Genomic DNA, 22,821 nt, shown 5'->3' on the forward strand with positions numbered 1-22,821 from the left:
CCCTTCCGGTACGGGTCGCTACCAGCCCTTCTCGAACATGCGCGCCACCTCGGCGATGCGCATCTCGTCGCGACGGTAGTACGTACGCCACCGGATTCTCCTGGTGCGCACCAGGCCGATGTCCACGAGCAGGCCGAGGTGGGTCTCCGCGACCGAGCGGGACACGCCGAGCTTGCCCGCGACCGCGCGGGCGGTGACTCCGTCCTGGGCGGGGTCGCCGTGGCGTTGCGGCGGGAAGTGGGCGGCCGGGTCCTTCAGCCACTCCAGGATTTCCAGGCGCCTCTGGCCGGCCGGAGTCCTCAGCATCTCGTCCCCTCCGCCCTCCTTCTGCGTCTGTCCACTGTCCCGCAGCCGAAGGTGCCTTGTCCCGGAGTCACCGAGCTTGTCCGAGATCGAACTCCTCTGTGGCACAGGGCTGTTCGTCGGTGCGGCGGTCGGGAGGGGAACCGCATGCCGCTCATGAGGAGTTGGGGCCCCCTCCGCCCGCGGCTCGTGGTCTCGCGGGCGGAGGGGAGTCGGTTCAGCCGTCGAGTCGTACGACCCGTACGGCACCCGCGGGGACGGCGAGGCGGCCCGCCGCGCGTTCCCCGGTCAGCAGTTCGGTTCCGGCCGCGTCCAGGGGCACCTTGGCCTCGGACGCGGTGTGGTTGACCACGAAGACGTAGGAACCGGTCTCTCCGTTGCGTCGGACCACCTCGACGTCGTGGGGCAGGTCCGCGCGGGAGGGCAGCCGGGCGTCCTCGCCGGCCCAGCCGAGCAGGGCGTCGAGGCCCTGGGCGGACAGGCGGGTGGAGACGTACCAGGCGGTGCCCTCACCGTGCCGGTGCCGGGTGACGGCGGGGTGACCGGCGGCCAGGCCGTCGTCGTACGTCCACACGGTCTCGGCACCGCGCGGCACCACGAACTCGGTCCACACGTCGCCGGTCAGCTCGGAGCCGTCCGGGCCGGTGATCCGGACCGACCTGCCGGGCAGCAGCGGCGAGAACTCCTCGACGGTCAGGCCCAGCACGTCCCGCAGGGCGCCCGGGTACGCGCCCGCGTGGACGGCGTCGTGTTCGTCGACGATGCCGGAGAAGTACGACACGACGAGGGTGCCGCCGTTCTCGACGTACTGCTCGAGGTTGCGCCCCGCGGCCTCCGTCATCAGGTACAGGGCGGGGACGACGACAAGGGGATAGGCCGACAGGTCGGCTTCGGGGTGAGCGAAGTCGACCGTGAGGTGGCGGTCGTAGAGGGCCTCGTAGAAGGCGTCGGCGCGTTCGCGCGCGTCGTGGTCCTCGCTGGGACGCCAGTCGAGGTTCTGCGCCCACCAGGAGTGCCAGTCCCACAGGACGGCCACGTCCGCCTGTGTGCGGGTGCCGCGGACGCTGCTCAACGAGTCCAGGGAGGCGCCCAGTTCGACCACCTCGCGCCACACGCGCGTGCCGGTGCCGCCGTGCGGGACCATCGCCGAGTGGAACTTCTCGGCGCCGCGCCGGGACTGGCGCCACTGGAAGAACATGGCTCCCTCGGAGCCGCGGGCCACATGGGCCAGGGAGTTGCGGGCCATCTGGCCGGGGGCCTTGGCGGGGTTGCGAGGCTGCCAGTTGACGCCCGAGGTGGAGTGCTCCAGCAGGATCCAGGGGGCGCCGCCCGCAACCGAGCGGGTGAGGTCGGCGGCCATCGCGAGGTTGACGTGGGTGCGGCGGCCGTCGGTGATGAGGTAGTGGTCGTTGGTGACGATGTCCACCTCACGGCCCCAGGCCCAGTAGTCGACGGAGTCGCACTGGCTGAGCGCGGTCATGAAGTTGGTGGTGACCGGGATGCCCGGGGAGAGCCGGTGCAGAATGTCCCGCTCGGCCACGAAGTTCTCGCGCATGGTGGCGTCGGCGAACCGCTTGTAGTCCAGCGCCTGGCCCGGGTTGCCGACGGTGGCCGCGGTGCGCGGCGGGTCGATCTGCTCGAGGCTCGTGTAGTGCTGGCCCCAGAAGGCGGTGCCCCAGGCCTCGTTGACGCCGTCGACCCCGCCGTACGTCGTCTCGAGCCAGCGTCGGAAATGAGCCGCGCAGCAGTCGCAGTAGCAGGCGGAGACGGGAACGCCGTACTCGTTGTGCACGTGCCACATGGCGAGGGCCGGGTGGCCGGCGTAGCGCTCGGCGAGCCGGGTGGTGATGTTCGCGGCGGCCGCGCGGTAGGCACCGTTGCTGTGGCAGATGGCGCCGCGGGAGCCGAAGGCGAGACGGGTGCCGTCGGCCGTGACGGGCAGCGCGTCGGGGTGCGCGCGGTAGAACCAGGCGGGCGGGACGACCGTGGGCGTGCCGAGGTCGACACGGATGCCGTTCTCGTGCAGCAGCGCGAGGATCCGGTCCAGCCAGCCGAAGTCGTGCACGCCCGGTTCCGGCTCCAGCAGCGCCCAGGAGAAGATCCCCACGCTGACCATGGTGACCCCGGCCTCGCGCATCAGCCGGACGTCCTCGTCCCAGACGCTCTCGGGCCACTGCTCCGGGTTGTAGTCCCCGCCGAAGGCAAGCCTGGTGAGGCCCCTGGGGGTGGTCTCCGGCATGGGTCTCTCCCGTTTCGAGTAGTTGGGAACGTGCACACACAGGTTCGCAAGCGCGCGGCCCAAGATAACCGTACAGAGGCAAGGCTTGCCAAGTGCCGGTCTGCAGGCTTTTCTGTGCACGATCCCAGTTCGGTCGCATCCTGTCCGTGCCGTCTCGCCGCCCGAGCACCCTCGCGCCGCCCCCAGGGGCCTTAGAGTCTTGACCATGAACAATGCGGGGGGCCGGCGCAAACCGCCGACGATCCACGACGTGGCCCGCGAGGCCGGGGTCTCGCGCGGCACGGTCTCGCGTGTGCTCAACGGCGGGCACTACGTCAGCCCGCCCGCCCTGGAGGCGGTCAACGCCGCCATCCGCAAGACGGGCTACGTCGTCAACCGGCACGCCCGTTCGCTGATCACCGGCCGCTCCGACTCGGTGGGATTCCTGCTGACGGAGCCGCAGGAGCGGTTCTTCGAGGACCCCAACTTCAACGTCCTGCTGCGAGGCTGCACCCAGGCGCTGGCCGCGCACGACATCCCGCTGCTGCTGATGCTGGCCGGGACCGACGACGAGCGGCGCCGGATCAAGCGGTTCATCACGGCCGGCCACCTCGACGGCGTCCTGCTCGTGACCAGCCACTCCGCCGACCCGGTGGCCGAGGAACTGCACAAGGCGGGCGTGCCGGTCGTGCAGTGCGGCAAGCCCATGCGGTCCGGTTCGAAGGTCAGTTACGTGGCCGCCGACGACCGTGACGGCGCCCGTGACATGGTGCGCCATCTGCTGTCCCTGGGCCGCCGCCGGATCGGCATCGTGACCGGTCCGCCGGACTCGCCCGGCGGTGTCGACCGTCTCGCCGGCTACAAGGAGGTCCTGACGGAGGCCGGCGTCGAGATCGACGAGCGGCTCATCGTCTCCGGCGACTACAGCCGGGCCGCCGGGGAGGCGGGCGCCGAGCGGCTGCTGGCCCGGGCCCCCGACCTGGACGCCGTGTTCGTCGCCTCCGACCTCATGGCGCTGGGCGCCCTGACGGCACTGCGCCGGGCGGGTCGCCGGATCCCCGAGGACGTGGCCGTGGGCGGCTTCGACGACTCGATCGCGGCGACGGAGGCCAGCCCCGCGCTGACCACGATCCGCCAGCCCTACGACCGCATCAGCGCCGAGATGGTGCGGCTACTGCTGGCCCAGCTGAGCGGCGAGGATCCGGCGGCGGTGATCCTGCCGACGGAGCTGGTGCGGCGGGAGTCGACCTAGGCGGGCCCGGGGAGGAGCCGGGGGCCGGATGCCGTGGCATCGGCAGGGCTTGCAGGACCAGGCCGGGCGTGAACGAACCATGCGGGCCGTACGGCCAGGCATTGTGCTTGCACCAGGCAGGGCTGTACGGCCAGGCAGGGCCTGTCCGACCGGTGTGGGTCGGCCGGCATGTCGCGGCCCGCCTCGGACAGGGACCGGGCCCTCGCGTTCGCGCCGCTCAGCGAGCCGGGCGGGCAGGGACACGAGCGAGGCAGCGCCGCCCCGAGAGAATCGTCGGCATCGACACGGACGGCCCTCCCCGGCCGACGTCCGTGACCGAGGCCGAGGCACCTGGACGGCCGTGGCGCACACGGCGTGGTTCTCGGGCACCGCAGCCGGTCCGTATCGACCGATCAGGATCGGAGAAGCGCGCCCACCCTCCCCCGACCTAGCGTGGAACCACCGACACGGACCGTCGGGACATCACCTGGAGGAGCACACCATGACTGCCGGCCTCAAGACGATCATCTACCCCGTCAAGGACCTGGCCGCCGCGAAGGCCCTGTTCAGCGCGCTGCTGGGCGTGGAGCCGTACGCCGACGAGCCGTACTACGTCGGCTTCAAGGACGCGGGGCAGGACGTCGGCCTCGACCCGAACGGACACGCCAGGGGCATGACCGGACCGGTTCCCTACTGGCACGTCGACGACATCCGCGCCACGCTCGCGGCACTGGTGGCGGCCGGCGCGGAGACCTTGCAGGACGTCCAGGACGTCGGCGGCGGCAAACTGATCGCGTTCGTCAAGGACGCGGACGGCAACCTGGTCGGGATCACCCAGGACCCGCAGGCCTGAGGCGTTAGTTGCACGCACACTAGTTGCACAGACAACAACTGGCCGGATCGGTGTTACCGTTCATGTATGGCGGTGAACACGGTCGAAACCGGCCTCGAGGAGCGGTGGCGGGACATCCTGTCGGTGCACGCGCGCACGATGTGCGAGATCGACCGCGTGCTGCACCCGCACGGGCTGGGCGCGAGCGATTTCGAGGTGCTCGACATCCTCGCCACCGAGTCGCCCCGCCAGGGCGACCAGTGCCGGGTGCAGAACCTCGTCGGACGGGTGCATCTCAGCCAGAGCGCGCTGTCCCGGCTGATCGGCCGCCTGGAGAAGGACGGTCTGGTGGAGCGGTCCGTGTGCGTGGAGGACCGGCGGGGCGTGTGGGTGTCCCTCACCGACAAGGGCCGCGCCCTCCACTCCGAGGTGCTGCCGCTGCAGCGCGGGGTGCTGGCCAGGATGCTCGACGCCTAGGGACGAGGCAGGCCCTCATCGGCGGCTGACGTGCGCCGGAACATCCGCCCTCGGCGTCCGTGGCCGGCCGGGCAACCCGGGCCCTGCGCGTACGCGTTGCCGCAGCGGATCACGAGGATGCGCGTTCCCTGGCCCGGAGACGTGCTGTGAAACGCGCGGCGCTCCGGGCGTGTATGGCCGGCCCTTCTCGGGGTCATGCTGAACAGCAGACACCGAGCGGGGAAGGGGCTGACGCGCCTTGGCCGTGGAAGAGGAGCAGGCCGCCGAGTTCAGCAGCTACGCGACGACCTCACTGGAGGAGGCGCGCGAGGCGATCGCGGCCCACTACTACGACCTGCGACTCGAAGTCGCGGGCCGGGCCACGGAGTTCGAGACCAGGCTCAGTGTCGTCGAGCTCGGCGCACTCACCGTCGGCGACATCGGCTTCGGCACCGAGATGCGCATGAGCTTCGGCGAACCGGGCGTCTACCACGTCGCCGTGCCCTTCGGCGGCTGCTTCAGTGTTCAAGAGGGGCACGGGGGCGTGGAGTTCGCGACCGAGCAGCGGGCACTGGTCTTCGATCCGGCGCGGGACATACGCATCGACAACTGGTCCGCCGACTGCCAGGCACTCACCGTCAAGATCGACAAGGCGGCCGTGCTCCGGCAGCTCGAGCTGCTGCTCGGCAGATCGGTGCGGCGCCCACCGTGCTTCGAGCCGTACATGGACGTCTCACGGGGATCCGGCCTGAGCTGGATGCGTCTGGCGACGTGGAACCTGCTGGAGCGGGACGTCCCGCTCGGACTGCTGAGCCATCCGATGATCCGTGGCCGTCTCGAACAGACCCTCCTGGAGGGAATGCTGCTGGCCACCGACCACACCTTCCGCGCAGAACTGGAGACCCCTCCCCCACCCATGCGCCCCGCGTCGGTGAAGCGGGTCATGGACGCCGTGCAGGAGCTCCCGGCCGAGCCGTACGACGCGAACCGGCTCGCGGCGATCGCCCAGGTCAGTCTGCGCACCCTGCAGGAGGCCTTCCGCAGGAATGTCGGCATGTCACCCATGGCGTACGTCCAGGAGGTGCGGCTCCAGCGCGTCCACCGGCAGCTGCGGGCGGCGGCGCCGGGCACCACGACCGTCACCGACGTGGCCCATGCGTGGGGGTTCGTCCATCTGGGCCGGTTCGCGCGGCGCTACCGGGAGCGCTTCGGGGAGTCACCCTCGCAGACACTGCGCGCGGAGTGAGCCGTCACGTCCGCCGATTCACCGCGCTTTGCGGACATGCGCCACGTATTGCGGAGCGACGGCCCTCAGGATCGGTCCTATGGTCGGGGCACGGCGATCGCAGAGCGCGCCAGGGATGAGCAGAGTCGGCGCCGCTCATCCCTGTCCACGCGTGCGTGAACCCGGGTGCGGCAGCGGGAGCAGGTCCGCACCCCTCTGTGGGCCCGGCTGCTCCCCCTCCGTCGCACGTGGTGGCCGGGCCCCACCGTCCGACGGGCCCTACGGCCGCGCCAGCAGCGTGCGCACGCCCTCGGACGTGAGCGTGAGCGGGTGCGCGGAGCTGGCGTCGATCGAGAGCGAGAGATCGCCGTCCGGCCACTGCGCGGCGAGCGCGCCCAGCGGTACCAGACGGTAGCGGGAGACGAACGGAAGCAGTTCGGCCATCTCCGTCTCCGAGGTGAACACGGGCACCACGGGAGCGCCGTCCTGCTGCTCCAGAACGGGCAGCGCCACGGTCGTGTCCTCGTCCGCGGCGTCGTCGGGCACCGGAATGAGCACCTCACTGGTCGCGAGCGTGTCCAGCGCCGTCGCGTCCTCGGTGTTCTGCGTCAGCGCGTCCAGCGCCCGCTGGGCCGGTGTGGCGTTGTGGTCGTTGGCGGGTGTGTCCATGGCAGATCCCCTGGTAGCGGCGGTCTTGCGGCCCGCCCTGGGGCATGATCGCCCAGGGCGCGGTGCTGCTCGCGTACCCGAGCGTGCCGAGAGCATGCGTTCGGGGCATCAGGGAATCGGCGCGATGTGCGCCAGGCGGCGGACCGAGCGGGTCGCAGCCGACCCGCCGCACGTCGACCGTGGCCAGGGCGGTTCGCCGCTCACCTCGCGGAGGCGCCCCACAGCTCAGGCGGGCACCGTGACAGTCGCGGAATCGGTCGTCGCGCGTCACGGACGGCGGGTGCCGGGTATCCACCTGATGTCGCCAAGTCGCGTCATTTCTCGATCAGTTGGTCCACGGTGACGACTCGGATCAGCGGCCCGTACAGCCGCATCACGTCCAGCGCCCTGGTGTGCGAGGCGTCGTCGGCCCCGGCGCAGGCGTCGGCCACCACCAGGGTCTCGACGCCCGCGTCGGCGGCGGCGAGGGCCGTGGACAGGACGCAGCAGTCGGTGCTGACACCGGCCAGGACCAGGCGGTCCTCGGGGCCGACGCGGTGGGCGAGCTCGGGGGTCCACTTGCCGAAGGTGGCCGCGTCCAGGATGTGCGGTGCCCGGTCGGCGAACCCGTCGGTGAGCCGCCACAGCGGGGCGTCCGGCGGCTGGAGGGCGAAGGGCCACTGCGCGTAGTAGGCCCGCCAGGCGCCGGTGGGGTTGGCGGGGGCGACGAAGCGGGTGAACGTGACCCGTTCGGCGAAGGCCGGCAGCAGTCGCCGTACACCCGCCGCCGCCTCGGTGTAACGAGGGGCGGCCCAGGGGCTGCCGGGATCGGCGAAGACGTGCTGCATGTCGATGACGGCGAGCAGCCCCCTTGTCATACGGCGTCCTCCTGCGCGCGGATCCGTCGGCGGCCGAGTACCAGGGTGCCGAGGAAGCCGAGCGCCAGGGCGGCCAGCACGCCGAGGTTGGCGTACGCCCAGGAGCCGGACTTGCCGCCGAGGCCGAACGGGTCGAGGAGATAGCCCTGCCAGTCCAGCCAGCTGGCGGCCGAGTTGGTGACCAGGCCCCAGCCGAGGGCGGTGGCAAGGAGGGTGAGGACGAGCGGGGCGAGCGGTACGTCGCCGTAGCGGCCGTTCGGGTGGTAGAGGTCGTCCTCGTCGTAGTCGCGGCGGCGCAGGGCGAGGTCGGCCAGCATGATGCCGCACCAGGCGGCGATGGGGACGCCGAGGGTGGTGAGGAAGCCCATGAACTGGCCGAGGAAGTCGTCGGCGAAGAACACGATGTAGACGGAGCCCGCGATCATCAGGACGCCGTCGACGAGCGCGGCCAGTGGGCGCGGGATCCTGAGGCCGGCGGACAGCAGGGCCAGGCCCGAGGAGTAGATGTCGAGGACCGCTCCGCCGACCAGGCCTAGGACGGCGACGACGGCGAAGGGCACCAGGAACCAGGTGGGCAGGAGGGTGGTGAGCGCGCCGATGGGGTCGGCGGCGACGGCCGTGTTGAGGGTGGTGGACGAGCCGGCCAGCAGCAGTCCGAAGACCAGCAGGAGCAGGGGGGCCACGGAGGCGCCGAAGGTGGTCCAGCCGATCACGCCCCGGCTCGACGAAGTCCGGGGCAGATAGCGGGAGTAGTCGGCGGCGGCGTTGACCCAGCCGAGGCCGAAGCCGGTCATCATGAAGACGAGTGCGCCGATGAACTCCTGGGCGGAGCCCGCCGGGAGGGCACTGACGGTGCTCCAGTGGATGTGGTCGGCGACGAGACCGACGTAGACGAGGGTCAGTACGCCCGTCACGACGGTGATGACGGTCTGGAGCCGCATGATCAGGTCGAAGCCCATGACCCCGCCGACGACGGTCAGCCCGGCGACCACGATCAGTGCGACGACCTGGGTCTGCGTGCCGCCGCCCCAGCCGAGCCGCCCGAAGACGGTCGCCGTGGCGAGTGTCGCGAGGGAGCACAGCACGGTCTCCCAGCCGACGGTGAGGATCCAGGAGACGACCGACGGGAGGCGGTTGCCGCGCACTCCGTAGGCGGCCCGGCTGAGCACCATCGTCGGGGCGGAGCCCCGCTTTCCGGCGACCGCGACGAAGCCGCACAGCAGGAACGAGAAGACGATCCCGATCACGCCGGCCACGAGTGCCTGCCAGAAGGAGATGCCGAAGCCGAGCGCGAAGGAGCCGTAACTCAGGCCGAGGATGGAGACGTTGGCGCCGAACCACGGCCAGAAGAGGGTCCGCGGGGTGCCCTTGCGTTCGGCGTCGCCGATCACGTCGAGCCCGTGCGTCTCCACTTGGAGCTGCCGGGTGGCGGATCTGTTGCCGGGGGATGCCGGGGAGCCGGTGGTGGTTCCCGAGGAGTCTGTCATCGTCGACCTGCCTGTTCGGACGTGTTGGGGCGACCGTAGGCAGGGGGTGCGGGGCCGTCAATCACGCGACGCCCGCCGGACCCGCCCGGTGAGCCCGACCGGCGGCCAGAAGCTGGAGCACGGCAGGAGGGTGCAATGCTCGGGCATCGGGACGTGCCCGTAACCCGGTGCGACAACGCACCTCGCCCCACCACCACAACCAAGAAGGTGCTGGTCGGCCGGCTCAGCGACGGACGCGGTAGCGGATGTGCGTGGCCTCCGGCGTGTCGATCACCCGGACGATCTCCAGCTCGATCAGCGACGGCAGGACGTCGAACAGGCGACGGCCGGCACCGAGCAGCACCGGGATCTGATGGATCTGCACCTCATCCAGCACCCCGGCCTCAAGCGCCCGTTGCGCCGTGTACGCGCCGCGCACCTGCACGTCCTTGTCCCCGGCGGCGGCCTTGGCCTGTGCCATCGCGCTTTCGATCCCGTCGGTCACGTACGTCACCAACGGATAGCCCCAACGGGCGGCGGGGCCGGGCGGGCGGTGACTGGGCACGAAGATCGGGAGACCACCGTGATCACCGCCCCAGTGATCCATGAGCTCGGCAGTGCGTCGTCCCGCGAGCACCGCACCGGCTGCGTTCCATTCGTCCTGGAACTGCGCGACCGGCCCGGACAGCGGGCCGGACTCGTCCTCCGGGTCGGCCCACTTGTGCAGTCGTTCGCCATCGTCGCCGCCCAGGAAATCGTTCGGATCGGAGATGTACCCGTCGAGCGACATCGACATGTCGAGCACTGATACGGACACTTCGACCTCCTGTGGTTTCCATCCGGACCGGTTCAACTGTGCTGTAGACCCGGCGCGGCGGCATTACTCATCGGACATCGCAGCGGCAACAGCTCACGTGAGCCTGCGGCGACCGTCCGTCGGGGGCGGCGGGTCGTACGGGTTCAGCGGTGCTTGACGCCCGCCTGGGCTCCGGGGGCGAGGGTGGGTTCGGTGACGGGGACGTCGCCGAGGGCCTGGTCGACGGCGGCCAGCAGGTCGTCGGAGAGCTCCACCCCCGACGCGGCCGCGTTGGCGTGAACCTGCTCGGGGCGGGAGGCGCCGGTGATCGCGGAGGCGACCTCGCGGCGGCGCAGGACCCAGGCGAGCGCGAGGGCGGGCATGCTCATCCCCGCCTCCTCGGCGATCGGGGCGAGACGCTGGACCGCTTCGAGGATGGCGTCGCTGTAGACGAGGTCCTGGGACACCGCCATGTCCGCGGAGGCGAACCGGCTTCCTTCGGGGACGGGTTGCCCGGGCTTGTACTTGCCGGTGAGGACGCCCTGGGCGAGCGGCGACCAGACGATCTGGGAGATGCCGTTCGCGGCGCACAGACCGAACACCTCGGCCTCGGGGGCCTGCCAGAGCATGGAGTACTGCGGCTGGGAGGAGACGAACAGGTCGGGGCCGGCGAGGTCGATCGCGGCCTGGATCTGCTCGGGGGTCCACTCGCTGAAGCCGATGTAGCGGGCCTTGCCCTGCTCCACGACCCTCCGGAACGCCTCGACGGTGTCCTCGATCGGCACGTCGGCGTCGAACCGGTGGGCCTGGTAGAGGTCGACGTGGTCCGTCCTGAGGCGGGTGAGGGACGCGTCGATCTGCTGGGCGATGTGCGCGGGGGACAGTCCCCGGTCGGCCGGATCGTCCGACATCGGGAAGTAGACCTTGGTGGCCAGGACGTAGGAGTCGCGGGGGTGGGAGGACAGGATCTCGCCCCAGGCGGTCTCGGCGGCGCCCCGTCCGTAGGCGTTGGCGGTGTCGAAGAAGTTGATGCCCGCGTCGAAGGCCGCCTCGGTGCAGGCGCGGGTCGCGTCCGCCTCGACGCCTCCGGAGTAGGTGAGCCAGGATCCCAGCGAGATCTCCGAGACGTGCAGGTCCGAACTGCCGAGTGCGCGGTACCGCATGGTTGTCGCTCCTTGTGTCGGGCCGGCCGCCGGCTCCGGGGCGGAGGGGCGAAGCCGCTTCCACACGGCTGTCCACGGGATGGACGCCCCTGCCACACTCTCATCGATGCGGCGGCCTGTATCACTCGGTGTCGAGCTGGTGATCCGCCCAGACGTAGCTCGCGGGCAGCAGGTCGGTGATGCGCACGCTGCGGGTGCGGTCGTCCGTGCCGACGATGACCTCGATGTCGGGGAAGTAGTCGAGCAGGACCTGGCGACAGCGGCCGCACGGCGGAACGACCCCCCGGTCGCGGTCCCCCACGGCGACGATCGTGTCCAGTTCGTAGGCGCCCTGGGCGGCCGCCGTGCCGATGAGGACCAGTTCGGCGCAGGGGCCTCCCGTGAAGTGGTAGGCGTTCACGGCGGTGATGATCCGGCCGTCCCTGGCCCGGGCCGCGGCTGCCATGGTGTGGTTGTCGCCTCGGCAGCGCGTGCGGGCGACGTGCGCCGCGGCCTGCACGAGTTCGTGGTCGACGGGGTGGGTCCGCATGGTCGACTTCCTGCTTCCGTCGTCGGTCAAATGCTCCGGGAACCGTCCTGCGCGCCCGCTGGGCACGGCGCGCTCACCCTTCCCGCAGCGCTTTGTGGATCTCGCCCAGCGCACCGGTGAGCCGCGTGTAGTCGGCGCGGTCCAGCGGCGCGACGAAGTACCGCTCGACGACCTCCGAGTGGACGGCGACGGCCCGGAGGAACACGCTGCGGCCGTGATCGGTGGGCTCCACGAGGACACTCCTGCGGTCCCCGGGTGACGGCACGCGGCACACCAGGCCGGCCTCTTCCATACGGTCGATCAGCCGGGTGATGCCGCTGCTGGTCAGCGTGAGGTCGTCGGCGAGCTCGCGCTGCGAGACCGCTTCGCCCGGCTGCCGGCAGAGCCGGATGAGGACCTCGAACATGGTGTGGCCGATCCCGCACTCGCGCCGCAGAGCGGCGTCGATCCGCTGCTCCAGGCGGGTGGCGGCCTTGATCAGCAGTCCGAAGTCGTGCACATGGGGGCTGTTCGCCGCGCGGGCGGCCTCGTCTCTGCGCCGGGTCGTGCCATCCACTGTCCGCACCCTCTCGTGCCGCCGGTCCGCGTCCGCACTGCCGTGGCAGTTTACTGCGGCATCACCTACCGACATCTCAATTACTGAGCAATCAATTGCTGACTAGTCAACGAAGTTTTATGCTCGGCCTCCCCGGCGGAGCGTCGTAGAAGGGAAGTCCCATGGACCTGCAGCACTGGCTGGGCCGAGCCACCGAGGCGATACAGGAGTGGGCCGACGGCTTCGGCCCCTACCAGCCGCACGCCTCGCTCGCCGTCGACGACGAGCGCTTCGCGGCCGCCTTCCACGAGTTCACGGGACGGCTGGGCGACAACTACCCCTTCTTCCACCCGCGCTACGCGGGGCAGATGCTCAAGCCGCCGCACCCGGCGGCCGTGGTCGGTTACCTCACCGCCATGCTGATCAACCCCAACAACCACGCCCTGGACGGCGGTCCCGCGACCGCTCGGATGGAACGCGAGGTCGTCGCTCAGCTCGCTGCGATGTTCGGCTACGACACCCACCTCGGCCATCTGACCACCAGCGGCACGATCGCCAACCTGGAGGCCCTGTTCGTCGCCCGCGAGCTGCACCCCGGCCAGGGGGTCGCCCACAGCGCCGACGCCCACTACACGCACGGCCGGATGTGCCACGTCCTGGGCATGAGGGGCCACCCCGTGCCCACCGACGAACGCGGCCGGATGCGCCTCGACGCCCTGGAGGACATCCTGCGCGGCGGCGAGGTGGGCACGGTGGTCCTCACCACCGGCACCACCGGCCTGGGCGCCGTCGACCCCGTGCACCAGGCCTTGGACCTGCGGGAACGCTACGGCGTCCGCCTCCATGTCGACGCCGCCTACGGCGGGTTCTTCACCCTGCTCGCCGGCGCCGACGGCCCCGAGGGGATTCCCGCGGAACCCTGGCGGGCCGTCGCCCGGTGCGACTCCGTCGTCATCGACCCGCACAAGCACGGACTGCAGCCCTACGGCTGCGGCGCCGTCCTCTTCCGGGACCCGGAGGTCGGCCGCTTCTACCTGCACGACTCGCCGTACACCTACTTCACCTCCAGCGAGCTGCACCTCGGCGAGATCAGCCTGGAGTGCTCACGGGCCGGTGCCGCGGCCGCCGCCCTGTGGCTCACCTTCCAGCTCCTCCCGCCCACCACGGCCGGCCTCGGCCGCGTGCTGGCCGCCGGTCGCCGCGCCGCACTGCGCTGGTCGGACCTGATCACCGCGTCCGAGGTGCTGGAGCTGTACCAGCGGCCCGAGTTGGACATCGTCAGCTACTTCCCGCGGGTCGAACCGGCCACGCTGAGCGGCGTCGACACGGCCTCGGCCCGTGTCCTGGCGGACGGCATGGACAGCGCCGATCCGGTGTTCCTGAGCACCCTCAGGGCCGACCGCGAGGCGTTCACGGCACGCCACCCGAAGCTCACCGCGGATGCCGACGGCGCGCGGATCCTGCGCAGCGTCCTGATGAAGCCGGAGTCCGAGCACCACGTGGAGCACGTCCACTCCCGGGTCGAGCAGCTCGCCCGCACCCAGTCCCGCGGCTCCTCCCCCGCGCGTCTGCTGCGATCGCAGTAGGGCCAAGTGTCTGCGCTCGGCCAACGACGAGAGAGCGCGGGACTGCGAGCGTGAGGGTGGGCCGGGATCACCGGCCCGCTCGCGTGGCGCACCGCTCGAAAGGCTCGTCGATGTCCCCTCTCGCCCACTGGTGTCACAGGCACCGGCTCGCCGTCGTCCTGGTCTGGGTGGGCCTGCTGCTCGCCCTGGGGGCCGGGGTCGGTGCGGCCGGCAGTGCCTTCGGCAACGGTTCGACCTCGCAGGACACCGACTCGGCGAGGGCGACGGCCCTGCTGCAGCGGGCCTCCGACAGTGCGGCGGGCAAGAGCGGAAGGGTCGTCTGGCAGGCCGACGGCGGCAAGGTCACCGAGCCGGCCGCCGAGCGGACGATGAGCGGTGTGCTCGAGCGCGTCTCCGCCGCTCCCGGGGTCGCCACCGTGACCGGCCCGTACACGACGACCGGCGCGGCCCAGGTGAGCGAGGACGGCACGACGGCCTACGCCACGGTCGCCTTCGACCAGGACGTGACCGACGCGCAGATCGATCACGTCGAGCGACTCGCGACCGCTGCGGAGTCGAACGGTCTGCACATCGCGCTCAACGGCCAGGCGTTCACCGCCGACCCCGAACCCAACGCGGTCGCCGACGCCATGGGCATCGTCCTCGCCTTCGTGGTCCTGCTGTTCGTCTTCCGCGCGGTGTGGGTGGCGGTGCTGCCGATCGTGACGGCTGTCGTCGGCGTCGGCACCTCCGCGGTCGCGGTGATGCTGCTCAGCCACGTCATCACGCTGTCGGACACGACACTGACGCTCGGTTCGCTGATCGGTCTCGGCGTGGGCATCGACTACGCCCTGTTCATCGTCAACCGGCACCGCGCCAACCTCATGGCGGGCATGGGGGTCGCCGAGTCGACGGCCAAGGCCCTCAACACCTCGGGCCGGGCGGTGGTGTTCGCCGGCTTGACCGTCGTCGTCGCGCTGCTCGGGATGCTCACCCTGAACATCGGCATCATCAACGGCATGGCCATCGGCGCCGCCGTCACCGTCGCTCTGACCGTGCTGGCCGCGATCACCCTCCTGCCCGCGCTGCTCGGCATGATCGGACCCCGGGTCCTCGGCCGCGCCGAGCGCCGGGCACTGGCCGCACCCGGAGGCGGCCCGCGGAGCGAAGACGGTGTGTGGGCCCGGTGGGCACGACGGGTGCAGGACCGGCCCAAGGCCCTCGGACTGCTCGCCCTGGCCATGCTGGCGGCGCTCGCCCTGCCGACCCTGACGCTGCGCCTGGGCGCGTCCGACGACGGCAACCTGCCCACGTCGTCGACGAACCGCCAGGCGTACGACATGATCGCGGACGGTTTCGGGCCCGGCTTCAACGGGCCCCTGGTCCTCGCCGTGCAGGCCCCCACGGCGGCCGACAGGGCCGCCCAGGCGAAGCTCGTCACCGCGCTCGGGAAGGTCGACGGCGTCGCCCGTGCCGGCGCCGCCCCGATGAAGGAGGGACAGACGGTCGGCGTGATCTCCGTCGTCCCGACCACCTCCCCGCAGTCGGCGGCCACCTCCGAACTCATCGGCCACCTGCGCGAGGACGTGATCCCGCAGGCCGAGCAGGGCACCTCGCTGAAGGTCTACGTCGGCGGGACCACCGCGAGCAACGACGACTTCGCGTCGGTCCTGATGTCCAAGCTCCCGCTGTTCGTGCTGGTGATCGCGGCGCTCGGTTTCCTGCTGCTGACCGTCGCCTTCCGCAGTCTGCTCATCCCCGCCGTCGGGGCCGTGCTGAACCTCCTCAGCATCGGGGTGGCCTTCGGCGCGATCGTGATGGTCTTCCAGTACGGCTTCGGCGCCTCGCTCCTCGGACTCGGCGCCGCCGGACCGATCGAGTCGTTCGTCCCGATCCTGGTCGTCGGCATCATGTTCGGCCTGTCCATGGACTACCAGGTCTTCCTCGTCAGCCGGATGCGCGAGGAGTGGGCCCGCACCGGCGACAGCCACCGGGCCGTGCGGGTCGGCCAGGCCGAGACCGGCAAGGTGATCGCCGTCGCGGCCGCCATCATGTTCTGTGTCTTCGGCTCCTTCGTGTTCGGCGGTATGCGGGTGATCTCCGAGTTCGGCGTGAGCCTCGCCGTGGCCGTCGCCCTCGACTCGCTGCTGATCCGGATGGTGGTCGTCCCGGCCCTCATGCACCTGTGCGGGCACGCGAACTGGTGGCTGCCGCGCCGCCTGGACAAGGCACTGCCCCACGTGTCCGTCGAGGGCCCCTCGGAGGAGCCGGTACCGCCGCGGCACCCGGTCCGTGAGCCGCAGCCTGCCGGACTGACCGACTGAGAGCGGCCGTCGCGTCGTACGGAGAAGACAGGCGCGGGCCGGTGAACGGCCGGGGTGGGCCCGGCCGCCGACGGCCCGCGCTCCTTACAGTGAGGAAATGCAGGTGACAGCGATCAGGCGGTGGGCGGCCCGTCATGACCGGATCAGGGACGCGTTCCCCGCGCTGGTGCTGATGATCGTCGCCGTCGGCGCGGCGGCCGCGGGACAGTCCGGCTGGCATGCGCCCCGAGCGGCGGGGGTGGCCTGGACGGCGCTCTCCTGCGTCCCCCTCGTGTTCCGCAGCCGCCGGCCGCTGGCCGTGGTCGGTGCCACCCTGGCCGTCGATCTCACCGCCATGGCGGTGGTGCCCGACCGCGTGTCGACCCCGGCGGCCAGTCTCGTCGCCCTGTACACGCTCGCGACCCTCAGCAGCCGGCGTACCGCCTGGACCGTCGGCGTCCTCGCCGCTGTCGCGATCAGCGGTGTCTACGCGGCCACCCACGAGGAGCCGCTTCTTGTGGGGACCAGTCTGCTGCGGCTCGACTTCGCGATCGCCGCCACCGCCCTGGGCGACGCCGTGCGCAGTCGTCGGCAGCACCTCGCACGCGTCGAGGAGCGCGCGGAACGCGCCGAGCGCACCAGGGAGACGGAGGCACGGCGGCGCGTCACCGAGGAGCGGGTCCGCATCGCGCGCGAGCTGCACGACGTGGTGGCCCACCACATCACCCTCGTCAACGCCCAGGCGGGGGTGGCCCATCATCTCCTGCGCACCGACCCCGACCGCGCCTACGAGGCCTTGGCCCACATCAAGGAGACCAGCCGTGCCGCGCTGGACGAACTGCGGGCCACCGTGGGCCTGTTGCGCCAGCCTGACGACGCGCCCGACTCCCGGGCGCCCCTTCCCGGGCTCGCCGACCTCGACGCCCTGATCGGCGGCATCCGGGCGGGCGGTCTGTCCGTGACGGTGGCCCGCACCGGCCTGGCCCGCCCTGTGGCTCCGGCGACCGATCTGACGGCGTACCGCATCATCCAGGAGTCCCTCACCAACACGCACAAGCACGCCCGGGCGGCGCACGCCGACGTGACCCTCGACTACGGGGCCGCGACCCTGCGCGTCACCGTCACCGACGACGGCCGGTCCGACGCCGCCAAGGGCCCGGGCACCGGCCACGGGCTGATCGGCATGCGCGAGCGCGCCACCGCCATCGGCGGCACCCTCAGCTGCGGCAGGCAACCCGGCGGCGGCTTCGAGGTCGTCGCCGAACTGCCGCTGTCGCTCACCCCCGCGACCGCCTGACTCCGAGGAAACGCCTCCCATGACGATTCGTGTACTGCTCGCCGACGACCAGGCCTTGCTGCGCGGCACCTTCCGCCTGCTCATCGACGCCCAGCCGGACATGGAGGTGGTCGGCGAGGCCGCCGACGGGCGCGAGGCGGTTCGGCTGGCCCGCTCCGAGCGGGCCGACGTGGTGGTCATGGACATCCGCATGCCCGAGGTCGACGGCATCGAGGCCACCCGGCTCATCGACCGGGACGAGGACCTGGCCGGAGTGAAGGTCCTCGTCCTGACCACCTTCGAGGTGGACGAGTTCGTCATCGAGGCGCTCCGGGCGGGCGCGAGCGGCTTCCTCGGCAAAGGGGTGGAACCGGCGCAGCTCCTCGACGCCATCCGACTCGTGAAGGCCGACGAGGCGTTGCTGTCGCCCGCGGCCACCAAGAGTCTCATCGGCCGTGTCATGGCCCAGCCCGCCGCGGGCGACCTCGCCGACCCCGGCCGGCTGGCCGCGCTCACGCCCCGGGAACGGGAGGTGATGTCCCTGGTGGCCAACGGCCTGTCCAACGACGAGATCGCCGAACGCCTCTTCGTCACTCCGGTCACCGTCAAGACCCACGCCAACCGTGCCATGGCCAAGCTCGGCGCCCGCGACCGCGCCCAACTCGTCGTCATCGCCTACGAGACGGGGCTGGTCCGCGCCGGAGAGCGGCAGGGCTGAACGCACCCGCGCTGCGCCACGCGATCATCACGCCCTACCCTTCCTCTGTTCGAAACACTGACGGACACCGGGTCGAGGCGGGGGAACAGACATGGCATATCGGCGCGCGGTGATACCGGCCCTGGTCGGCGCTCTGCTGATCACGCTGCTGCTGTGGTGGGCGGGGGCCAGTGCGCAGGCGCTGCAACTGCGCGGGAGCACCAGCGTGTTCGACGTCGACTCCGTGAACGAACTGCGGCGGTGGCTCACTCCCTGGTCGTACGACTCCTCGGCGGCCCTGTCCTCCGACGGAACCTCGGGCACGGACCCGGGCCAGGGCACCCGGTACGCCGATCTGTACGGCACCGCGATGCAGATCAGGTTCGTGGCCCTGTTCGCGTTCTTCCTGGCGGGCGCGCTGCTCCTGCTGCGCAGGATCCCGCCGGCACAGGGCCGCACGCCGGCCGCGGTGCTCGCGCTGTGGGCCTGGGGGCCGGTCGCGGCGACCCTGGCCGTGACGGTGTCCGCGCCCTGGCTGATCGCGTCCCGGGGGCGCGGCAGTTACCGGGTGCTGCCGCAGCTGGCCGGGGTGATCGCGTCGAGCGGGCCGGTCGCGGTGTTCGCGGGCCTGTTCACGGCGCTGCTCACGGTGGCGGTGGCCCGTGTCGCCGCCAAGGGCGCGGACCGACTGCCCCGCCGCGATGTGCCGCCGCGCGCCGCCCGTCTCGCCGCGAGCGTCGGTACGGCGGTGGAAGCGCTGTCGCTGGTGGTTCTGTCGTACCAGTCGGTGGCGGCCTGGATCCAGACCTCGTTCAGCGGCTCGGGTCTGCTGTCCGAGCCCGGGGACCTGCTGCGCCAGTGGCTGCTGCTGGGCGCGTGGGCCGGCCCGTCGACCATGTCCCTCGGCCACTGGCTGCTGTACCGGGTCGCCGACGTGCTGCTGCTGGCGGTGGTGTGGTGGTCGCTGCGGCTGCTGCCCGGTCTGCTCACCCGGACCACCGCCCCGGCGATGGCCGCGGGCGCGGTCTGCGCGACCGTGCTGGGACTGCTCGCGAGCCAGGTCCTGCGCATGGCGGTCGACGACACCGCCGCCGTGTGGGGTCCCGTCCACATGCTCTCGCCGCTCGGCACGGGCGTCCCCGCCGCCCTCACCGTCGGCGTCACGGCAGGGCTCGCGGCCCTCGCGACCCTGCACCTGGCCGGGGACCGTGACCCTCTCCCGTCGCCGGTTGTGCCGGTCTGAGTCCGTTGGCAGCATGCCCGGATGCACATCGACACCGCGTACGAGGGACCCCTCGGCGACTACTTCGCCGACAACGCGACCGACGGCCCCTACAACGCCCACACCGACCGGCCCGCCCTGTTCGCCCTGGCCGGTGACGTCACCGGGCTGCGCGTCCTGGACGTCGGCTGCGGCGCCGGGCACTACATCGCGGAGCTGCGGACACGAGGCGCGGCCGAGGTGGTCGGCGTCGAGGGCAGCGCGACGCTGCTGCGCCATGCCCGCGACCGTGTCGGCGAGGACGACGCGGTCACCCTGCACCGGCACGACCTGGAGGAACCGCTCGACTTCCTCCCGGACGACTGCTTCGACCTGGTGGTGGCGGCCCTGGTCCACCATCACCTGGAGGGCCGTCGGCAACTGCTGGCCGAGGCGCACCGCGTCCTGCGTCCCGGCGGGGCCCTGCTCCTGTCCACCGTCCACCCGACCGCCGACTGGGTCTGGCACGGCGGCTCCTACTTCGACGAGGACCGCGTCGAGACGCGGTTCGGGGACAGCGGTGCCACGCACTCCTACCGCCGCATGACGATGCAGACCTTCCTGGGTGAACTCCTCGAGGCCGGGTTCGCATTGGAGCGGTTCGTGGAGCCACGGGCCACGGAGGCGGCGCGCCGCGTCGACGAGAGCCGCTATCTCAAGACGCATCGGACACCGTTCTTCGTCGCTGTCCGCATGCGGAAGGGCCAGTGATCAGCGGCCCGTGGCCGCGTCCACGCGTCGCATCACTTCGCGGCAGAACGCTCCGACGCCGTCCGGGTCGTCGATGAACTGGTTCGGTTTGACGCAGAACGTGGTGAAGCCCTGTTCCAGCTGTTCCGGTATCGAGGCGAGGGCCGCGCCGAGGTCGGCCGGGGAGTGGTCGTCGGGGAAGACGGGAGCGGTGCCGCCGATCATCTCCAGCTCGGCGGCGTCCCGGCCGGCTGCGGTCATCGCCTCCTTCAGCGTGTGCAGGTCCTCCGGGGTGGGGCGGCCCAGGGGGTGGAAGCCGTGGCCGTGCTCGACCAGTCGGCGCAGGACGGGACCATGCAGGCGTTGTCCGCCGAACCACAGTCTCGGGCCCTCGGGGCGGTACGCCTTGGGCTCGAAGTACACGTCCCGGAAGGGGTAGTGCTCGCCGTCGTGGGAGATCGGCGAGGGCCCCCATGCCGCGGCCCAGACCCGCAGATGCTCGTCGAGGAGCCGTCCGCGTCGGCCGAAGGGCACGCCCAGCGCGTCGTACTCGTCCCTGCTCCAGCTGACGGTGGGCTGGACGACCAGCCGCCCCTCGCTGAGCAGGTCGAGCGTGCCGAGCTCGCGGGCGAGCAGCAGCGGGTGCCGCAGCGGTGCGAGGACGGCCGCGGCGGCGAGGCGCAGCCGGGAGGTGACCGAGGCGATGGCCGCGAGCAGGAGCAGGGAGGCGGGCCAGGGGGTGAAGGGGTCCTGGTTGCCGGGGAGCGCGTAGTCGCGGGGGTTGCCCATGATTCCGGCGGCTGCCGCGTCGGGACCGAGGACGACGTGTTCGCTGACCATGACCGCGTCGAACCCGGCGTCCTCCGCCTCGCGGGCCCAGCGCACGGCGGCCGGCAGGTCGGCACGGCCGCCGGTCAGGGTCCAGTTCTCGCCGAGGACGAGCAGCATGCGGGGGTGGGGTGCCAACTCCGGCTCCTTCTGTACGAGTTCGGGCTCAGCGTTCGTGGACGACCGTGCCGTCGAAGACGGTGAGGTCGACCTGTACGTCGGTGATGCCGTGCGGGTCCAGGTCCAGGAGCGGGCGGTCCAGGACGCACAGGTCGGCGACCTTGCCGGGCTCGACGGTGCCCTTCCAGTCGTCGGCGAAGTCCTGCCACGCGGGAGTGGCGGTGTAGGCGCGCAGGGCCTCGGCGAGGGTCACCCGCTGTTCGGGACCGCTCGTGCGGCCGCTGGCCCGGGACTCGCGCAGCATCATCGCGGCGACGCCCTGCCTCCAGTCGGGTTCCGTGATGGGCGCGTCCGAGCTCGCGCACACGCGGACCCCGGCCTCGATCGCGGTCCGTACCGGCCACTGGTAGGCGGAGCGCTCCGGGCCCACGACCTCGTCCATCAGATCGGAGATCGTCCACTTGATGGCCGGGTTCATGTTGACGCCGTAGCCGTGCGCGGCCAGCTTCGCCAGGCTGTCGGCGCCGATGAAGTCACCGTGGATGACGTAGTGCCGGGCGTCGGGGCGGGGCGCGGCGGTGTGCGCGGCGACGAAGGCGTCCACCACGGTGTCGATGGCGCGGTCGCCGGTGACGTGCACGCCGAGCTGGAAGCCGGCCCGGTGCGCGACGCCGATCATGTCGCGCAGTTCCTCCACCTGGAGTGCGGGGGTGTCGCCGTGCACGCACAGGGCGCCGTGGCCGCCCTCCGGGTAGGGCTCGTTCATCCAGGCCGTACGGTTCGGCGGCACCCCGTCGGCGAAGATCTTGACGCCGATGGCGTTCAGCCGGCGGGCGTCGGCCGAGGTGGGGCGGCGCAGTTCCTCCAGGCCCTTGCGCAGGTCGTCGGCGGAGCCGCCCATGGGGGCGGGCAGCAGCAACACGCTGACGCGGGCGTCGAGTTCGCCTGCCGCGACGAGTTCGGCGTACGCCGTCCAGTTGTCGGTGGCCAGGCCGCCGAACAGGGTGCCGGCGCCGCCGGGGCCGAGGCCGGGCTCGGTGTAGCTGGTGATGCCGCGTGCGTGCAGTTCGCGCACCACGCCCTGGACGGCCAGGCGGCGCTGGGCGATCGTCGGGGTGGGGAGGGAGGCCTGGAGGAGTTGCTGGGCGGCCTCGCGCAGGATACCGGTGGGCTCCGCGTGGGCGTCGCGGTCGATGACTCCGCCCGGTGGAGGTGTGCTGCCCGCGTCGATGCCGCACCGGCGCAGGGCCTCGCTGTTGGCCCACACCATGTGGGAGGAGAAGTCGGTGAGGCACACCGGGTGGTGCGGGGCGACGGCGTCCAGGTCGCGGCGGTGCGGGAAGCGGCGCGGGTCGGCGAGGCATTCGGTGAGGTAGCCGGGGTCCCAGCCCAGCCCGATGATCCACTCCCCCGGGCGGGCCGCGGATGCCGCCGTGCGTACCGCCGCGGCGATGTCGGCGATCGAGCTCACGGTGGGGTGGCCGACGTCGATGGCGAAGGGCGGCTTGGTCATGCCGTAGGCGGCGCCGTGCAGATGGGAGTCGTTGAGGCCGGGGAGCACGGTGCGGCCGGCGAGTTCGACGACCCGCGTGCCGGGGCCGGCCAGGGCGCGCATCTCGCTGTCGCTGCCCGTGGCGACGATGTCCCGTCCGCGTACGGCGACGCCCTCGGTGACCGTGAAGTCGCGGTCGACGGTGAGGACCTGACCGCCGGTCAGAACGAGCGTGGGCGCGGATCCGCGCATGGGGACCTCTTTCGGAATCGGGGAGGGAAAGGGGGGAGGGGGGAACGGGGGGAAGGG

21 protein-coding genes are annotated in these 22,821 nt (G+C 71.7%); 10 read left to right on the forward strand and 11 right to left on the reverse strand.

Translation table 11 applies throughout. From position 1 onward, the window contains the following. Nucleotides 1–18: 18 nt before the first annotated feature. Nucleotides 19–306 carry a helix-turn-helix domain-containing protein gene (locus tag IOD14_RS25840; RefSeq protein ID WP_212671656.1) on the reverse strand — a complete coding sequence of 96 codons (288 nt, stop codon included), beginning with the start codon at nucleotides 304–306 and terminating at the stop codon, nucleotides 19–21. A gap of 214 nt (nucleotides 307–520) precedes the next feature. After that, nucleotides 521–2,542, reverse strand: a complete 2,022-nt coding sequence (locus IOD14_RS25845; RefSeq protein WP_212671657.1) for a beta-galactosidase — start codon at nucleotides 2,540–2,542, stop codon at nucleotides 521–523. 199 nt (nucleotides 2,543–2,741) lie between these two features. Between IOD14_RS25845 and IOD14_RS25850 the strand changes: the two genes are divergently transcribed. From IOD14_RS25850 to IOD14_RS25865, 4 genes are all read left to right on the forward strand, one after another. After that, nucleotides 2,742–3,773 (forward strand): LacI family DNA-binding transcriptional regulator, encoded by a 1,032-nt coding sequence (locus IOD14_RS25850; protein ID WP_123987207.1) that lies wholly within the window; start codon nucleotides 2,742–2,744, stop codon nucleotides 3,771–3,773. A gap of 481 nt (nucleotides 3,774–4,254) precedes the next feature. Further along, complete coding sequence (locus IOD14_RS25855; protein ID WP_007380018.1) at nucleotides 4,255–4,605, forward strand: VOC family protein; 351 nt, start codon at nucleotides 4,255–4,257, stop codon at nucleotides 4,603–4,605. 66 nt (nucleotides 4,606–4,671) lie between these two features. Continuing rightward, entirely contained in the window at nucleotides 4,672–5,061 is a 390-nt protein-coding gene (locus IOD14_RS25860) for a MarR family transcriptional regulator (RefSeq protein ID WP_123987208.1), read from the forward strand. A gap of 244 nt (nucleotides 5,062–5,305) precedes the next feature. After that, nucleotides 5,306–6,286, forward strand: coding sequence for an AraC family transcriptional regulator (locus tag IOD14_RS25865; protein WP_249126303.1), 981 nt, complete (start codon nucleotides 5,306–5,308; stop codon nucleotides 6,284–6,286). A gap of 258 nt (nucleotides 6,287–6,544) precedes the next feature. On the opposite strand, the gene IOD14_RS25870 is transcribed toward IOD14_RS25865, so the two are convergent. From IOD14_RS25870 to IOD14_RS25900, 7 genes are all read right to left on the reverse strand, one after another. Continuing rightward, a complete protein-coding gene (locus IOD14_RS25870; protein ID WP_123987210.1) occupies nucleotides 6,545–6,934 on the reverse strand; it encodes an SseB family protein in 390 nt (129 codons plus the stop codon). A 314-nt stretch (nucleotides 6,935–7,248) separates the two neighbouring features. Continuing rightward, a complete protein-coding gene (locus IOD14_RS25875; RefSeq protein ID WP_212671658.1) occupies nucleotides 7,249–7,791 on the reverse strand; it encodes an isochorismatase family protein in 543 nt (180 codons plus the stop codon). Next, nucleotides 7,788–9,278 (reverse strand): cytosine permease, encoded by a 1,491-nt coding sequence (locus IOD14_RS25880; RefSeq protein WP_249126060.1) that lies wholly within the window; start codon nucleotides 9,276–9,278, stop codon nucleotides 7,788–7,790. The genes IOD14_RS25875 and IOD14_RS25880 overlap by 4 nt, the downstream gene beginning before the upstream one ends. 223 nt (nucleotides 9,279–9,501) lie before the next feature. Beyond that, nucleotides 9,502–10,074 carry a dihydrofolate reductase family protein gene (locus IOD14_RS25885; protein ID WP_212671659.1) on the reverse strand — a complete coding sequence of 191 codons (573 nt, stop codon included), beginning with the start codon at nucleotides 10,072–10,074 and terminating at the stop codon, nucleotides 9,502–9,504. A 143-nt stretch (nucleotides 10,075–10,217) separates the two neighbouring features. After that, on the reverse strand, nucleotides 10,218–11,216 hold the full coding sequence (locus IOD14_RS25890) for an aldo/keto reductase family protein (RefSeq protein ID WP_212671660.1): 999 nt from the start codon (nucleotides 11,214–11,216) through the stop codon (nucleotides 10,218–10,220). 121 nt (nucleotides 11,217–11,337) lie between these two features. Further along, the gene (locus IOD14_RS25895; protein ID WP_123987213.1) at nucleotides 11,338–11,745 is read right to left on the reverse strand and encodes a cytidine deaminase; all 408 of its coding nucleotides are present in this window, start codon (nucleotides 11,743–11,745) and stop codon (nucleotides 11,338–11,340) included. A gap of 73 nt (nucleotides 11,746–11,818) precedes the next feature. Continuing rightward, nucleotides 11,819–12,301: a MarR family transcriptional regulator gene (locus tag IOD14_RS25900; RefSeq protein ID WP_174269046.1), complete on the reverse strand. Its 483-nt coding sequence runs from the start codon at nucleotides 12,299–12,301 to the stop codon at nucleotides 11,819–11,821. Between the two features lie 161 nt (nucleotides 12,302–12,462). Here IOD14_RS25900 and IOD14_RS25905 point away from each other — a divergent pair, with 161 nt between their 5' ends. The 6 genes from IOD14_RS25905 (at nucleotide 12,463) to IOD14_RS25930 (ending at nucleotide 20,093) form a co-directional block, all read left to right on the forward strand. Next, on the forward strand, nucleotides 12,463–13,866 hold the full coding sequence (locus tag IOD14_RS25905) for an aminotransferase class I/II-fold pyridoxal phosphate-dependent enzyme (protein ID WP_212671661.1): 1,404 nt from the start codon (nucleotides 12,463–12,465) through the stop codon (nucleotides 13,864–13,866). A 110-nt stretch (nucleotides 13,867–13,976) separates the two neighbouring features. Beyond that, entirely contained in the window at nucleotides 13,977–16,169 is a 2,193-nt protein-coding gene (locus tag IOD14_RS25910; protein ID WP_212671662.1) for an MMPL family transporter, read from the forward strand. A 97-nt stretch (nucleotides 16,170–16,266) separates the two neighbouring features. Then, nucleotides 16,267–17,445: a sensor histidine kinase gene (locus IOD14_RS25915; protein WP_212671663.1), complete on the forward strand. Its 1,179-nt coding sequence runs from the start codon at nucleotides 16,267–16,269 to the stop codon at nucleotides 17,443–17,445. A gap of 19 nt (nucleotides 17,446–17,464) precedes the next feature. After that, the gene (locus IOD14_RS25920; RefSeq protein WP_212671664.1) at nucleotides 17,465–18,142 is read left to right on the forward strand and encodes a response regulator transcription factor; all 678 of its coding nucleotides are present in this window, start codon (nucleotides 17,465–17,467) and stop codon (nucleotides 18,140–18,142) included. A 91-nt stretch (nucleotides 18,143–18,233) separates the two neighbouring features. Then, nucleotides 18,234–19,364, forward strand: a complete 1,131-nt coding sequence (locus IOD14_RS25925; RefSeq protein ID WP_212671665.1) for a hypothetical protein — start codon at nucleotides 18,234–18,236, stop codon at nucleotides 19,362–19,364. A 21-nt stretch (nucleotides 19,365–19,385) separates the two neighbouring features. Next, nucleotides 19,386–20,093, forward strand: a complete 708-nt coding sequence (locus IOD14_RS25930; RefSeq protein ID WP_212671666.1) for a class I SAM-dependent methyltransferase — start codon at nucleotides 19,386–19,388, stop codon at nucleotides 20,091–20,093. Here IOD14_RS25930 and IOD14_RS25935 read toward each other — a convergent pair whose 3' ends face one another. Further along, nucleotides 20,094–21,038, reverse strand: a complete 945-nt coding sequence (locus tag IOD14_RS25935; protein ID WP_249126061.1) for a TIGR03619 family F420-dependent LLM class oxidoreductase — start codon at nucleotides 21,036–21,038, stop codon at nucleotides 20,094–20,096. Between the two features lie 28 nt (nucleotides 21,039–21,066). Further along, on the reverse strand, nucleotides 21,067–22,764 hold the full coding sequence (locus IOD14_RS25940; RefSeq protein ID WP_212671667.1) for an amidohydrolase: 1,698 nt from the start codon (nucleotides 22,762–22,764) through the stop codon (nucleotides 21,067–21,069). Nucleotides 22,765–22,821 lie beyond the last annotated feature (57 nt).

It is taken from the genome of Streptomyces sp. A2-16, from assembly GCF_018128905.1.
Classification (GTDB): domain Bacteria; phylum Actinomycetota; class Actinomycetes; order Streptomycetales; family Streptomycetaceae; genus Streptomyces.

Coding starts and splice junctions, on each gene's coding strand:
- IOD14_RS25845 (WP_212671657.1), bottom strand. CDS start 2,542: ATGCCGGAGACCACCCCCAGGGGCCTCACCAGGCTTGCCTTCGGCGGG.
- IOD14_RS25880 (WP_249126060.1), bottom strand. CDS start 9,278: ATGACAGACTCCTCGGGAACCACCACCGGCTCCCCGGCATCCCCCGGC.
- IOD14_RS25925 (WP_212671665.1), top strand. CDS start 18,234: ATGGCATATCGGCGCGCGGTGATACCGGCCCTGGTCGGCGCTCTGCTG.
- IOD14_RS25890 (WP_212671660.1), bottom strand. CDS start 11,216: ATGCGGTACCGCGCACTCGGCAGTTCGGACCTGCACGTCTCGGAGATC.
- IOD14_RS25940 (WP_212671667.1), bottom strand. CDS start 22,764: ATGCGCGGATCCGCGCCCACGCTCGTTCTGACCGGCGGTCAGGTCCTC.
- IOD14_RS25860 (WP_123987208.1), top strand. CDS start 4,672: ATGGCGGTGAACACGGTCGAAACCGGCCTCGAGGAGCGGTGGCGGGAC.
- IOD14_RS25895 (WP_123987213.1), bottom strand. CDS start 11,745: ATGCGGACCCACCCCGTCGACCACGAACTCGTGCAGGCCGCGGCGCAC.
- IOD14_RS25915 (WP_212671663.1), top strand. CDS start 16,267: ATGCAGGTGACAGCGATCAGGCGGTGGGCGGCCCGTCATGACCGGATC.
- IOD14_RS25840 (WP_212671656.1), bottom strand. CDS start 306: ATGCTGAGGACTCCGGCCGGCCAGAGGCGCCTGGAAATCCTGGAGTGG.
- IOD14_RS25920 (WP_212671664.1), top strand. CDS start 17,465: ATGACGATTCGTGTACTGCTCGCCGACGACCAGGCCTTGCTGCGCGGC.
- IOD14_RS25870 (WP_123987210.1), bottom strand. CDS start 6,934: ATGGACACACCCGCCAACGACCACAACGCCACACCGGCCCAGCGGGCG.
- IOD14_RS25875 (WP_212671658.1), bottom strand. CDS start 7,791: ATGACAAGGGGGCTGCTCGCCGTCATCGACATGCAGCACGTCTTCGCC.
- IOD14_RS25930 (WP_212671666.1), top strand. CDS start 19,386: ATGCACATCGACACCGCGTACGAGGGACCCCTCGGCGACTACTTCGCC.
- IOD14_RS25910 (WP_212671662.1), top strand. CDS start 13,977: ATGTCCCCTCTCGCCCACTGGTGTCACAGGCACCGGCTCGCCGTCGTC.
- IOD14_RS25855 (WP_007380018.1), top strand. CDS start 4,255: ATGACTGCCGGCCTCAAGACGATCATCTACCCCGTCAAGGACCTGGCC.
- IOD14_RS25905 (WP_212671661.1), top strand. CDS start 12,463: ATGGACCTGCAGCACTGGCTGGGCCGAGCCACCGAGGCGATACAGGAG.